Genomic DNA, 13,017 nt, shown 5'->3' with positions numbered 1-13,017 from the left:
GCCCGCCGACCGGCCCGCCCCGCCGCTCGCCTCCCACCGGGGCCGCACCCTGCGCCGCGCCACCGCCGCCAACCTCGGCGAGCTGGCCCGGTCGTGCGCCGCGACCCGGTTCGCGGTGCAGCTCGCCGCCGCCGCGACGCTCATCGCGCGGCACAGCGGCAACGGCGACGTGGTCGTCGGCGTCCCGCTCGCCAACCGCGACGAGCCGCGGGCCGCCGCCGTCGGCTGCCTGGTCACGGTCGTCCCGGTGCGCATCGATCTCGACAAGGCCGCGACCGTGCGCGAGCTGGTGGGCGTGGTGCGCGACGCCCTCGCCGCGAGCATGGGCCGGGCGGGGCTCCCCCTGGACGAGCTGGTGTCCCTGGCCGACGCGGGCCGGCGCCCGCTGTTCGACGTCGCCGTCGCCGACCACGGGCGGGAGCTGCCGGTGAGCGCCGACGGGCTCGTACGCGAGGTGCTGCCGGTGGACCGCGGCGGAGCGGCGTTCGACCTGTCCCTCCTCTTCGGCCGGGACTCCGTCGCGCTCGAGTACGGGACGGACCGCTTCGACGACGACACCGCGGCCCGGTACGGCGACCGGCTGGTGGCCGTCCTGCGGGGGATGGTCCGGCAACCGGACCATCCGTGGACCACCTTGCCGATAGCCGACGGCCTGCCGTCGTACGAGGAACTGCGCGAGCGCGCCGCGGCGGGGGCGAACGAGCAGACGGACGGCGCGCCCGACGCCGACCGCGAGCCGTCCGGCCGGTTCGAGGAGGCCGTCGCCGACGCGTTCGGCGAGGTGCTCGGCTACGGTCCGGTCGCGGCGGGCGACGACTTCTTCGACTTCGGCGGCCACTCACTGGCCGCGACCCAGGTCGCCGGCAGGCTGGAGGCCGCGCTCGCCGTCGAGGTCACCGTGCGCGACGTGTACGAGGCCTCCACAGTCGCGGCGCTGGCGCGGCGGCTTCAGGACCGTGCGCCGTCGGCTCCGGCGCTGCCGCCCATCCGGCGCCAGCCGCGCCGGGCGGGGGTGTCGGCCCGATGACCGCCTACGACGAGTTCCCGGCCTCCGCCCAGCAGAAGGCCATCTGGTTCGTGGAGCGCCTGGCACCGGGCAGCGCCCGCTACCACGTCCCCGCCGCCGTCGAGCTGACCGGACCGCTGGACGTGGAGGCGCTGGAGGCGGCGCTGCGGGCGGTGGTCCGCCGGCACGAGTCGCTGCGCACCGGGTTCGCCGCCGCGGACGGCGAGCCGGTCCAGCGGGTGTACGCCGAGGGGCAGGTGGTCCTGACCCACGAGGACTGCCCGACGAGCGGGGCGGCGGACGCCGCCGAACGCAGGCTGGCCCTCGAACCGTTCGACCTGGCCGGCCCCTCGCTGCTGCGCGCCGGACTGCTGCGGCTGGGCGAGGGCCGCCACCGGCTGGTCGTCGTGGCCCACCATCTGGTCTGCGACGCCTGGTCCGACATGATCGTGATTCGCGATCTGGCCGCGGCGTACGCGGGCCGGGAACTGCCGCCCGGTCCGATCGACTACGCCGACTACGCCGTCTGGCAGGAGCAGACCCTCACCCCGGACGTGGTCGCCTCGTACACGGACGCCTGGCGTGCGGAGCTGCTGCCGTTCGCCGAACCGCTCGCGCTGCCCGTGGACCGCCCCCGCCCCGCCCTGCGCGGCGAGGGCGGCGGCAGCCTGGACGTGGCGCTGCCGGCCGGCGGGACCTTCGCCGGGCTGCTGGCCGCCATCGCGGCCGCGCTGCACCGGCTCACGGGACAGCCGGAGGTCGTGCTCGGCACCGTGGCGGCGCAGCGCGACCGCCCCGAACTCGCCGGGCTGGTGGGCTGCCTGGTCAACACCCTGCCGGTACGGATCCCCGTCACCGCCGCGGACACGCTCGGCGAGCTGCGTGCGCGCGTGCAGGAGACGCTGCTGCGGGTGCAGGAGCGGCGGGACCTGCCGTACGACCGGCTGGTCGAGGCGCTGCGCCCGCCGCGCGAGCCGAGCCGGCTGCCGCTGACGGACGTGCTCGTGACGTGGGCCCCGGAGCCGCCGCCCCTCGGACTCCCGGGCGTCGGGGCGGAGTTGCGGCGCATCCCCACGGCGACCGCGAAGGCCGACCTCAGCGTCGAGGCGAGCGGTGACAGCGCCCATCTCGAGTACGCCACGGACGTCGTGGGCGCCGAGACCGCCGAATGGTTCGGCCGGGCGCTGGGCCGCTTCCTCGGCGCGGCACCGCAGCTCGCGGTGGCGGACGTCGACCTCCTGGCGGAGGGGGAGGCGGAGCGGCTGGCGGCGCTGGGCCGGGGCCCGGCGGTGACCGAGCCGCCCGCGACCGTCGTGCAGCGCTTCGCCGAGGTGGTACGCCGGTTCGGCGACCGCCCCGCCGTGGACGCGCCCGACGGACGGCTGACCTACGCCGAGCTGGCGGACGCGGTGCGCGCGTGCGCGGCGGCGCTCGTCGAGGACGGCGTGCGCCCCGGCGACCGGGTCGGGGTGCGGATCGGCGCCGGCCGGGACTGGCCGGTGGCGATGCTCGGCGGCATGCACGCCGGCGCGGCCGTCGTGCCGATCGACCCCGGCTATCCGCAGGACCGGATCGACTTCATGGTCGAGGCGTCCGGGGCGAAGGCGGTGCTGACCGACGTACGGAAGGCGGGTACGGCCGAGTTGCCGGAGGTGGCGCCCGGCGACCTCGCGTACACGGTCTTCACGTCCGGATCGACGGGGCGGCCCAAGGGCGTCGCCGTCGAGCACGCCTCGTTCGTGCGGATGGCCGACGCCACCGTCGCCCGGTTCGGGCTGGGGCCGGGCGACCGGGTGCTGCGGTTCGCCTCGCCCGCGTTCGACGCGGCGATGTGGGATCTGGTGCTGGCCCTGCTGTCCGGGGCGACGCTGTGCCTGGCGGAGCCGACGGCGCTGGTCCCCGGCCCGATCCTGCGGGACACGCTGCGCGGGCGGCGGGTGAGTTACGTACTGGTCCCGCCGAGCGCCCTGGCCCTGGTCCCGCACGAGCAGCCGCTGCCGGACCTGCGGGTGCTGGTGAGCGGCGGCGAGGCGTGTACGGCGGAGCTGGTGGCGCGCTGGTCGGCCGGGCGCAGGTTCGTCAACGCCTACGGTCCGACCGAGGGCACCGTGGTGGCGACCCTGTGGGAGGCGTCCGGTACCGCCGGCGAACCGCCGCTCGGGGAGCCGCTGCCCGGCGTCCGGGTACACGTACTGGACGCGGGCGGGCAGCCGGCGCCGCCCGGCGTCCCGGGGGAGCTCGTCCTCGGCGGGGACAACCTGGCCCGCGGCTATCTCGGGCGCGACGACCTGACCGCCGAGGTGTTCCGAAACGGCCGCGACGGGCGGCGGGTCTACCGGACCGGCGACCGGGCGGTGCGGCGCGGCAGCGGCGAACTCGTCTACCTCGGACGGGTCGACGACCAGGTCAAGATCCGCGGGTTCCGGGTCGAGCCGGCGGAGGCGGAGCACGCGCTGCGGGCGCTGCCGGGGGTGCGCGCGGCGGCCGTGGTCGCCCGGGGCACACGGACCGGCACGGAGCTGGTGGGCTACTTCGTACCCGATGACGACCCCGCGCCCGCGCCGGGCGAGGTGCGCGCCGCGCTGGCGCGGACGCTGCCCGGCTATCTGGTCCCGGCGCACCTCGTCGCCCTCGCGGACCTGCCGGTGACCGCGAGCGGGAAGCTGGACCGGGCGGCGCTGCCCGACCCGGTCCCGGTGACGGGCGGCGGGCGGATGCCGCGCGGCGACACGGAGACACGGATCGCGCGGGTGTGGTGTGACGTACTCGGCCTGGACCGGGTCGGGGCCACCGACAACTTCTTCGACGTGGGCGGCCATTCGCTGGCACTCGCCCAGGTGCACGCCCGGCTGACCGCCGAGCTGGGGCGGGACTTCCCGATCGTCGAGATGTTCAGTCACCCCACGGTGGAGCTGCTCGCGGAGCAGCTGTCGGAGCCGGCGGGGCGGCCGACGGCCGCACAGTCCGGCCGGGACCAGGCGGCCAAGCGGCTCGCCATGCGACGGGGGCGGGGAGCATGAACGCGATAGCGGTGACCGGGCTCGCCGGTCGTTTCCCGGGCGCGGCCGACGTCGACGCCCTGTGGCGGGACGTCGTCGCCGGCCGGGAGTCGCTGACCCGCTTCACGCACGCCGAACTGCTCGCCGCCGGCGTGGATCCGGCGGAGGCGGCCGACCCCCGCTATGTGCCGGTGGCCGGGGTGCTGGACGACGTGGACCGCTTCGACGCGGCGTTCTTCGGCTACAGCCCGAGCGAGGCGCGGCTGCTCGACCCGCAGCACCGGCACTTCCTCGAGGTCGTGTGGTCGGCCCTGGAGAGCGCGGGCCACGACCCGGCCGGGTGCACCGTGCCCGTGGGGGTCTTCGCCGGGGCCAAGCTGAACACGTACCTGCTGCAGAACCTGCTGCCCGGCCGGGAGCGGTTCGACCAGCTGGCGCTGCTCGGCGCGGTGGTCGGCAACGACAAGGACTTCCTGGCCACCCGGGTGTCGTACCACCTGGGCCTGACCGGCCCCAGCATCACCGTCCAGACGGCCTGTTCGACGTCGCTCGTCGCCACGCACCTCGCCTGCCAGAGCCTGCTGAGCGGCGAGTGCGACCTCGCCGTCGCGGGCGGCGCGGCGATCACGGTGCCGCACCGGGCGGGCTACCTCCACCACGAGGGCGGCGTCTTCTCCCCCGACGGCGCCTGCCGCGCCTTCGCGGCCGACGCGGCCGGTACGGTCGCCGGGTCGGGGGTCGCGGCCGTGGTGCTCCGGCGGCTCGAGGACGCGCTGGCCGACGGGGATCCGGTGCGAGCGGTGATCCTCGGCTCGGCCGTGAACAACGACGGCCGGCGCAAGGTCGGGTTCACGGCGCCCGGTTCCGACGGCCAGACCCGGGTCATCGCCGAGGCGCTGGCCATGGCCGGGGTCACCGCGGACACCGTCGGGTACGTCGAGGCGCACGGCACCGGGACGCCGCTGGGCGACCCGGTCGAGGTGGCCGCCCTGACCGCCGCCTTCCGCGGCGACACCACTGACCACACAGCCGTCGGCTACTGCGGCCTGGGGTCCGTCAAGCCGAACGTGGGCCATCTCGACGCCGCCGCGGGCGTGACGGGGCTGATCAAGGCGGTGCTCGCCGTGGAGAGCGGGATCATCCCCCCGTCGCTGCACGCGGCCGCCACCAATCCGGCAGCGCGTCTGGAGCGGAGCCCCTTCTTCGTGCCGGGCGAGCCCGTGCCGTGGCGGGTGGCGGGGCCGCGCCGGGCGGGGGTCAGCTCCTTCGGCATCGGCGGCACCAACGCCCACGTCGTACTGGAGCAGGCACCCGAGGCGCCCGTGACCCCGCTCGACGCGGACGGTCCGGAAGTGATCGTCGTGTCGGCCCGTACGCCGCAGGCTGCGACTGAGGCCGCGCGGCGCCTCTCGGAGACCCTCGCCGAGGGGAGGACCGCCCTGCCGGACGTCGCGGCGACGCTCAGCCGGCGGACGGTGTTCCCGCACCGGGTGGCCGTGGCGGCGGAGGACCTCCCCGCGGCGGCCGCCGCGCTGGACCGGGCCCGCCCCTGCGGGGTACCGGCCGACGGCCCGCGCGTCGTGTTCCTCTTCCCCGGCCAGGGCGCGCAACGGCCGGGCGTCGGCGCCGCGTTGTACCGGGACGAGCCGGTCTACCGGGCGGCCGTCGACCACGCGGCCCGGACCCTGACCCCGCACCTGGGCCTCGACCTGCGGGACCTGCTGCACGCCGATCCCCAAGACACCGAGGCCGCACGGACGCTGCGCCGCACCCGGTACGCGCAGCCGGCGCTGTTCACCGTCGGCTACGCGCTCGCCGAGCTGTGGGAGCACTGGGGCGTACGGCCGGACGCGATGGCCGGCCACAGCGTCGGCGAGTACGTGGCCGCCGCCCGGGCCGGAGTCCTCGGACTCGACGACGCGCTGCGGGTCGTGGCGCGGCGGGGGGCGCTGATGGACGCCCTGCCGCCCGGCGGCATGCTGGCCGTCCTGGCCGCCCCGGAGCGGATCGCCGATCTGGTGGACGGCGACCTGTGCCTCGCCGCCGTCAACGCGCCCGAGGTCTGCGTGCTGTCCGGGCCCGCGCCCGCCGTCGCCTCGGCGGCGCGGGAGCTGGAGCGGCGCGGCATCGGGACGCGTCCGGTCGCCACCTCGCACGCGTTCCACTCGGCGATGACGGAGCCGGCCGCGGCGGCGCTGCGGGCCGAGCTGGAGGGCGTACGGCTGGGCGCGCCGTCCGTGCCGTACGTCTCCGGCCGCACCGGTGACTGGATCACCCCCGAGGAGGCCACCGACCCCGGCTACTGGGCGGCCCAGCTGCGCGATCCGGTGCTGTTCGCCAAGGGCTTCGCGACGGTGACCGCTCAGGCCCCGGCCGGGTGGTGCCTGGAGCTGGGGCCGGGGCGGACGCTGACCGGGCTGGCCGAGCTGCAACTGCCCGCCGAGGGCTGGTCGGCGACGGCGGGCATGGGCGACACCGGAGACCGGCTCGCGGCGCTGCGGGCGGCCGGGGCGGCCTGGTGCGCCGGGGTGGAGCTGGACTGGGACGCCGTCCGCGCGGGGCGGCCGGGGCGCCGGGTGGCGCTGCCCGCGTATCCCTTCGCGAGGGAACGGCACTGGGTCGACGCGCCCCGGGCGGCTGCCGCTCCGGTGCGGGCCGAGGAGGTGCCCTCCGCGCTCGACGCCACCCCTGCCGCTCCCTTGCCCGAGCCCGCGACGGCCGACGCGGTGGCCCGTATCTGGCAGGACGTGCTCGGCGTCGACGCGGCCGGCCCGGACGACGACTTCTACCGGCTCGGCGGACACTCCCTGCTGGCCGCCCAGTTGCTGGCCCGGCTGCAGGCCGGGCTCGGGGTGGCGCTGAAGCTGGACGACGTCCTCGGCGCTACGACCCTGGGCGGGCTCACCGCCCTGGTGCTGGGTGCCCTGCCCGACCAGGAAGGCCTTGGGGACTTCCCCCGGGCCGTACGCGTCCCCGAGGGCATGCCGCTGACCGGACCGCAGCGCCGTCTGTGGACCCTGGAGCAGCTCGGCCCCGGGAGCGCCGCCTACCACATGCCGTTCGCTCTCCGGCTGCGCGGACCGCTGGACGTGGCCGCCCTGGAGGGGGCGCTGTCCGCCCTGGTCGCCCGGCACGAGGCGCTGCGGACGCGGTTCGTGGCGGTGGACGGTGAGCCGCGGCAGCTCGCCGCCGCGCCCACCGCCGTACGACTGCCGGTGACGGCGCCCGGGCGCGTACAGGACGAGATCAGCAGGCCGTTCGACCTGGCGGCGGGGCCGCCCGTGCGGTTCCTGCTGGAGCGGCACGCCGCGGACGACCATCTGCTGGTGGTGACCGCCCACCATCTGGTGCTGGACGGCTGGTCGGTCGGGGTGCTCGTGGACGAGCTGGCCCGCTGCTACGCCGATCCGGCCGCGGAACTGGGGCCGGAGCCGGTGCAGATCGCCGACGCGGCGGCGCGGCAGACCGACGACGACACCGCGTACTGGGAGAAGCTGCTGGCCGGGTACGACGAGCCGCTCGACCTGGGCGCCGGCACCGCCGGGCTGTCCGGGGCGGGCGGCCGCGTGGTCACCGAGGTGGGCGGCGACGCCGTCGACCCGGTCCGGCCCCGCCTCTACCCGGCGCTGCTGGCGGCGCTGGGCGTGACGCTGGGGCGCACGTACGGCACCGAGCGCCTGGTCGTCGGCTGCCCGGTGGCCGCCAGGTACCACCCCGAACTGGAGCGCACCGTCGGGCTGCTCGCGAACACCCTGCCCGTCCCGGTGGACATCGGCGGCGGCCCGGGGCTCGTGGACCGGGTGGCCGAGACCGTGCGCGGCGCGCTCGGCCGCACCCGGGTCCCGCTGGAGAAGCTGGCCGCCGGACGCGAGCTGTTCAACGTTCTGCTGGTGCTGCAGAACGCCCCCATGCCCGAACTGCGGCTCGGGGACCTGGACCTGTCGGTCGTGGACGTCCACACCGGCACTGCGAAGTTCGCCCTCTCCTTCGACGCGACGCCGCTCGCCGACGGCGGCCTGCGGCTGTCCCTGGAGTACGCGGGCGAGGTCTGCGACGGCGCGGAGGCCGAGCGGTTGCTGCTGCGCTTCCGGCGCGTGCTGACCGCCCTGGCCGCCGACCCGGAGCAGGCGGCCGGCGAACTGCCCCTGCTCGACGAGCGGGAGGCGGAGCGGATCGCCGGCTGGTCGACGGGAGGCCCCGCCTTCCCGGCACGCACCGTCACCGGCCTCGTCGACGAGGGGTCGGCGGCGGCACCGGACGCGATCGCCGTCATCGACGACACGACCGCCCTCAGCTACGCCGAACTCGCCCGCTACGCCGACGAGATCGGCTCCCGGCTGCGGGAGCACGGCGCACGTCCCGGCGACCGGGTCGCGCTGTGCGTGCCCCGGACCGCCGCCGGGGTCGCCGCGATCCTCGGGATCCTGCGGTGCGGCGCCACGTACGTGCCGCTCGACCTCTCCTACCCGGTGCCGCGGCTGGCGGAGATGCTGCGCCAGGCGCGGACCCGTCACGTCCTGGTGGACGGCGCCGTACCGCTGCCGCTCGACGGCCACGAGGTGATCGCCCTGCCGCGGCCCGGCGAGGCCGCGGCGGACGGCTTCGTGCCGGAGGCCGGTCCGGACGACCTGTGCTACATCGTGTTCACCTCGGGATCGACCGGGACCCCGAAGGGCATCGGGCTGTCGCACCGGGCGCTGGCCAACCTCGCGCAGTGGCAGGTGCGGCGCTCGGACCTGCCGGCGCAGGCGCGCACCGCCCAGCTCACGCCGTACAGCTTCGACGTCCACTTCCAGGAGGTCTTCGGGACCCTCGCCGCGGGCGGCACCCTGGTCGTCGCCCCGGACGAACTGCGCCGCGATCCGCAGGCCCTGCTGGGCTGGCTGGACCGGCACCAGGTGCACCGCGTCTTCCTGCCCTACGTGCTCCTCGCCGGGCTGGCCGACGCCGCGCGGCGGGCCCCGGTCCCGCGGTCGCTCGGCGAGCTGGTGACGGCCGGGGAGCGGCTGCAGGTGACCGATGCCGTACGGGCGTTCTTCCGGCGGCTGCCGCCGGGGGCGGTGCTGGACAACCACTACGGACCGGCCGAGACGCATGTGGTGACGGCGGGACGGCTCGACGGCGATCCGGGCGGCTGGCCGGACCTGCCGTCGGTCGGCCGGCCGCTGCCGGGGGTGGAGTGCCGGGTGGTGGACCGGTCGGGAGCCCCGGCCGGGCCGGGGGCGCCGGGCGAGCTGGTGCTCGGCGGAGTGCAGTTGTTCGGCGGGTATCTGGGGCAGCCGGAGGCGTCCGCGCGGCGGCTGGTCGACGGCCGGTACCGCACCGGGGACCTGGTGCGCTGGTCCGCCGACGGGGAACTGGAGTTCCTGGGGCGGGCCGACGACCAGGTCAAGATCCGGGGACACCGGGTGGAGCCGGCGGAGATCGAGGCGGTGCTCGGCGGGCACGGCGCGGTGCGCGAGTGCGCGGTCGTGCCCGAGCCGGGGCCGGACGGCCGGCTGCGCCTGGTGGCGTACGTCCGCCCGGGCGGTGGGCCGGGCGCCCCGGCGCCCGAGGAGCTGCGCGGCTGGCTGGCCGAGCGGCTGCCGCAGGCGCTGGTCCCGGCGCGGGTGGCCCTGGTGGACCGGCTGGTACGGACCCCGAGCGGCAAGGTGGACCGTCGGGCGCTGGGGGCGGATTCGGCTGCCTCCACCTCTGCTGCCATATCCACGTCCACCTCTGCCTCTGCCTCTGCCTCTGCCTCTGCCTCTGCGGTAGCGGTGCAGCCGACTCCCGTACCCGTAACGCCGGTCGAACCGTCCCCCGCCGCGGAGGCAGACCTGCGGACAGTCCTCGGCGTCTTCGAGTCCGTGCTGGACACGCGGGTCGCCCCGGACGACGACTTCTTCGCCCTCGGCGGCGACTCGATCCTCGCCGTCCAGCTCGCGGGACGCCTCACCGACGCCGGGCATCCGGTGGCGCCGCGCGACGTGTTCGAGCACCCCACCGCCGCCGGGCTCGCGACGGTGACGCGTGCGCCGTCCGCGCCCGGCGCGGCCCTGGTCGCGACCCCGCGCCAGCTGGCCCTGCGGGACGCTCCCGCCCACTTCTCCTGGGTACGCCACTCCGACCCCGAAGCCCTGCGGCGCCGGGTGGAGGCCGTCGTGCGGCGCCAGCCTGCGCTGCGGGCCCGGGTGACGTCGGTGGTGACCGTCGTCGACCAGGACCCGAACGCCCTGCTGGCGGAGTACGACCTCACCGCCCTCCCTGCGGAGGCGGCGACCGCCCGCGCCGAGGAGATCGGCGCGGAACTGGCGACCTCCCTGGACCCGGAGCACGGGCCGGTGTTCCGGGCCGTGTGGTGCGGCGGCCCGGACGGCGACCGGTTCGGGGTGGCGGCGCACCCGTCGGTCGTGGACGAGGAGTCGTACGCGGCGCTGCTCGCCCAGCTCGACTCCCCCGCCCCGGACGCCGGTTCCGACCAGGGCTGGCTGCGCTGGCTGGCCTCCGGCCGGCCCCGGCAGCCGGGGCCGGGTCCGCACCGGGCGTGGCCGCGGGAGGTGGGGGCGGCGCAGCGGTTGCTGGCGGGCCATGCCGCGCGGCTGATACGTGACGACGCGCCGCCCACCGCGCGGGCGCGCGGCACGCTCGGCCAGTGGGAGACCGAGGTGTCCGTGCCGGCGGCCGGCGACGTCGTGGACCTGGCGGAGGCGCTCCGGCGGGTCAAGGCGGCGCCACCGGCTCCGTCCACGCTGCCGCCCGTAACCGACGGGGACCCGGCGGCACTTGACGGGATCCCGCCCGCGGCGACCCTCACCCCCGCCGACTTCCCGCTGGCCGCCCTCACCGAGGACCGGCTGCGGACCCTGATCGGCGAACGCGGCGTCCCCGAGGACGTCTACCCGCTCGCCCCCATGCAGCAGACGATGCTGGCCCGGACGCTGGCGGGCGGCCGGCCCGGCATGTTCGCCGTGCGCACCTGCCATCCGCTGCCCGCGGCGACCGACCCGGTCGCCCTGCGGACCGCGCTGGAACGCATCGTGGAGCGCCACCCCGTCATGCGGACGTCGTTCGCGTGGGAGGGGCTCGCGGAGCCGCTGCAGTGGGTGCATCCGCGGGTGCGGCTGCCCTGGACCGAGCTGGACTGGCGCGACGTGACCGGCCAGGCCCTGCGCGCCCGCATGGACGAGCTGCTGGCGCAGGACTTCGTCACGCCGTTCCACCCCGGCCGGGCGCCGCTGGCGCGCTGCACGCTGATCAGGCTGCGGGGCGGGTACGAACTCGTCCTCACCGCCCACCATCTGCTGCTGGACGGCTGGTCGCGCTCCCTGCTGCTGCAGGACCTCCCGGCCCTGTACGTGGCGGCCCTGCGGAAGCGTCCGGCGCGGGCCCGGCTGGGCACGGTGCTGCGCCAGGCGGCGCTGCTGCCGCGGATCGGCGCCGGCAACGCCCGCGAGCTGCTGCGCGCGCAGCGGACCGCGCGGCTGCCCGAACCGCCGGCGCCCTTCCGGGACCACGTCGAGGCGCTGCGCGCCGCCGACCCCGCCCCGGCACGGCAGCACTGGGACGCGTATCTGGCGGACGCTTCGGGGGACGGCACGGTCCCGCCCGCCGCCCATGCCGTCCCCGCCGGCGGCTACCGGCGTATCACCGCCGAGGCGCCCGCGTCCACGGTGGCCGCCGTCACCGCGCTCACCCGCGCGCACGGGGTGACCGGCGCCGTCGCCGCCCAGGCGGCGTGGGCGCTGGTGCTGGCCCGGGCGACGGGCCGGGACGCGGTCAGGTTCGGGGTGACCTCGGCGGGGCGGGTGTGGGGGCTGCGCGCGTACCCGCGGATGGTGGGGATGTTCATCACCACGCTCCCCCGCCGCGTGCCCGTACGCGCCGGGGAGTCGGCGCTGGAGCTGATGCGGCGCGTCCAGGCCGACGCGGCGCGGTCGCAGGAGGCCGAGCGGGTCTCCCTGCTGGAGCTGGAACAGCGCCACGGCGGCCGGCTGTTCGACAGCATCGTCGTGGTCGACAACTTCCCGCAGGACGCCGGCCAGCACGCCCTGGGCGCCCTGCTGCGGCGCGGCCATCCCTTCGCCGGCGACCACTTCGACCTGGGGATGACCGAGTTCCCGCTGCGCCTGGAGGTGATCCCGATGGACGGGCTGCGCGCCGCCCTGTGCTACCACCGGGACCAGTTCGGCGACCCGGACGCCGAGGGCCTGCTCGCACAGTGGCTGGAGCTGCTGACGGCGCTGGCCCGCGATCCGGGTGCGCCGGTCGGGGGGCTGCTGTGACGCGCGCCCTGGTCCCGCTGCGGGCCACCGGCTCCGAGCGGGTGCACCTCGTCGCCTTCTCGCCGGGCGGGATGGGGGCCGGGGCCTACCGGGACTGGGCGCCGCTGCTGTCCGGGGAGACGGCGCTGTGGGGCGTACGCCTGCCGGGGCGGGAGAACCGGCTGCGCGAGTCCTGCCCGGCGCGGATGGGGGAGCTGATCGCGCCGGTGCTGGAGGAGATCGGGGAACTGCCGGGTCCGGCAGCCCTGTTCGGGCACAGCTTCGGCGCGCTGGCGGCGTATGCCGCGGCGGTGGAGCTCGGGGAGCGGGTGGTGTGGCTGGGCCTGTCCGGGATGGGGCCGGGCGGGGGTGCCGAACTGCCGGGCCCCGACGCGTCCGACGAGCGGCTCCTCGACCGGATCCGCGGCTGGGGCGCGGCACCGGCGGACGCCGAGGCGCACCCGGAGCTGCTGCGGATGACCCTGGCGGCGCTGCGGGCGGACCTCACCGTCGCCCGGGGGTTCCTGCCGGTCTCCGGGCCCGAGGTGGCCTGCCCGGTGGCACTGTTCGGCGGTGCCGGCGACAGCGGCGCGGGCCGTGCGGACCTGCTGGGCTGGCGGGCCTTCGCGGCGGCCGAGGTCGGCCTGCGGATCTATCCGGGCGGCCACTTCCACTTCGCCGGCCGCCCCCGGGCGCTCGTGTCGGACATCGACGCGTCGATCCGCGGCCTGCGCCTGTGACGGCGGGGTGCGGGTACGCGCGTAACCGC

At 76.9% G+C, this 13,017-nt stretch carries 4 protein-coding genes; all 4 read left to right on the top strand.

Features of this window, described 5'->3' with window-relative positions:
• Positions 1-1,027 (top strand): condensation domain-containing protein (locus AB0M28_RS37595; RefSeq protein WP_365414835.1); only part of this gene is annotated, 1,027 nt, incomplete at its 5' end.
• Positions 1,024-4,026: an AMP-binding protein gene (locus tag AB0M28_RS37590; RefSeq protein WP_365414833.1), complete on the top strand. Its 3,003-nt coding sequence runs from the start codon at positions 1,024-1,026 to the stop codon at positions 4,024-4,026. The genes AB0M28_RS37595 and AB0M28_RS37590, both read left to right, overlap by 4 nt.
• Positions 4,023-12,269 (top strand): amino acid adenylation domain-containing protein, encoded by an 8,247-nt coding sequence (locus AB0M28_RS37585; RefSeq protein ID WP_365414831.1) that lies wholly within the window; start codon positions 4,023-4,025, stop codon positions 12,267-12,269. The genes AB0M28_RS37590 and AB0M28_RS37585 overlap by 4 nt, the downstream gene beginning before the upstream one ends.
• Entirely contained in the window at positions 12,266-12,988 is a 723-nt protein-coding gene (locus AB0M28_RS37580) for an alpha/beta fold hydrolase (protein ID WP_365414829.1), read from the top strand. Before AB0M28_RS37585 ends, AB0M28_RS37580 begins: the two co-directional genes overlap by 4 nt.
• The last annotated feature ends 29 nt before the right edge of the window (positions 12,989-13,017 follow it).

The sequence above is a fragment of the Streptomyces sp. NPDC051940 genome (assembly GCF_040680895.1).
Taxonomy (GTDB): Bacteria; Actinomycetota; Actinomycetes; order Streptomycetales; family Streptomycetaceae; genus Streptomyces.
This window is presented reverse-complemented; position numbering and strand designations above follow the sequence as displayed.